The 1373-nt window shown below is 70.3% G+C and carries 1 protein-coding gene; it reads right to left on the bottom strand.

The features are described from left to right. Positions 1-324: 324 nt before the first annotated feature. The gene (locus AC2W7M_RS25520; protein ID WP_486135903.1) at positions 325-1179 is read right to left on the bottom strand and encodes a MipA/OmpV family protein; all 855 of its coding nucleotides are present in this window, start codon (positions 1177-1179) and stop codon (positions 325-327) included. Positions 1180-1373: the final 194 nt, after the last annotated feature.

The following is a 1373-nucleotide window of genomic DNA, read 5'->3' as shown; positions in this document are numbered from 1 at the left end:
GCGAGGTGCGCCGGGGTCCAAGGGCGATGTCGGGCGCAGGGCCGCCCCTCCCTCACCCCCAATCCCCTCTCCCGCGAGGGGATTGGGGAGCCAGGCGTCCGTCCGAAGCTACGGGGAGGAGTGCCCGGGCGGGCATCGCCCTCTGCTTACGCCCTTCGATGAAAGCGCCGGCCCACTCGTTCGCGCCCCCTCTCCCCTTGCGGGAGAGGGCCGGGGTGAGGGGTGCGCCGGAAAAAGGGTCGAACGCCTGGAATGCAGCGCGACTGCGCCGCCTGCCGCCTGCCGCCTGGGGCGAACGCTGCCCTCAGGCGGCCGTTCGGCGGCTCACCACCAGGATTTGCCGATATTGAAGGTGTAGCTGACCGAGACGCCGGCCATGAACTGGTTGGCGTCGCTGGTGAGCGGCGAGGAGGCCGCGTCGCCCAGGAGGCGGCCGTAGCTGCCGAACACGCCGGTCTCGAAGCCGTTGCGGAAATTGTAGGTGAGCTGCGCCGTGGCGCCCACCAGATCGAAGCCGGCGCCCGCTTTGTAGGCCGGCATGGGATTGCCGAGGAGGGTGGCGACTGCCGCCTGCTGCGGCGTGACGCCGAAGAAGGTCTCCATGTAGCCGGAGCCGCCATAGGTCAGGCGCGGGCCGACGGCGAAGCGCCACTGGCCGTAGGGCACGATCACGTCGGCGGCGAGCAGGCCGCGGATGCCGTCGAAGCCGCCGACGCCGTAGCGCAGTTCGGCGCGGGTGCGCAGCCAGTCGGTGACGTAGAGTTCGGCAAAGCCGCCCGCCTCCACCGAGGCGTCCACGTCGCCGAGGCCGGTCAGGCGCGACGAATCGCTGGCGTTCCGGCCCCAGTCGATGCGCCCCACCGCGCCGACGCGGAAATTGCCGGTGTCGAACACGGCGAAGGACGGATTGTCGTCGACCGAGCGGAAGACGTTGAGCTGGCTCGCCTTGCGGATGGAGAAGATGAGGCCCGGGCGGAAGGAATAATTGTCCGCGCCGGGATAGCTCGGCTCGGCGGCGCCTGAGACGCCGATGGTCAGATACCAGTCCTCGTTCACCGAGGGCGCCACGGGCGTGGCCGGCGGCGGCGAGAACAGTTCAGCCGCGCCCGCACTCCCCCCCGCCCCGGCGGTGAGCACGGCAGCGAGCACGAGAGAACGCAGGCTTGGGAACGCAACCATGGGGGCAACCTCTGACGGGACAGGCGGTCATCCTGCGACCGGCTGGCTTTAGGAATTCCCAAGACGGAAACGCCGAAGCCTTTGATGCAAAGTGAGGTTAACGACCGGCAAGGTCAACGCCGCCGCCGCGATAGCCGCGCGGCGTGGCAGAATGGCCACGCCGTCGCCTCACGGGCCGCGGCGCGGCCGCCGCG

The sequence above is a fragment of the Xanthobacter sp. BG11Y11_SDJG genome (assembly GCF_057364445.1).
The sequence above is the reverse complement of the archived record's forward strand: the minus strand, read 5'-3'. Positions and strand labels throughout refer to the sequence as shown.

Bases quoted from the DNA above. Each gene is read 5' to 3' on its own strand.
- AC2W7M_RS25520 (WP_486135903.1), bottom strand. From the start codon at position 1,179: ATGGTTGCGTTCCCAAGCCTGCGTTCTCTCGTGCTCGCTGCCGTGCTC.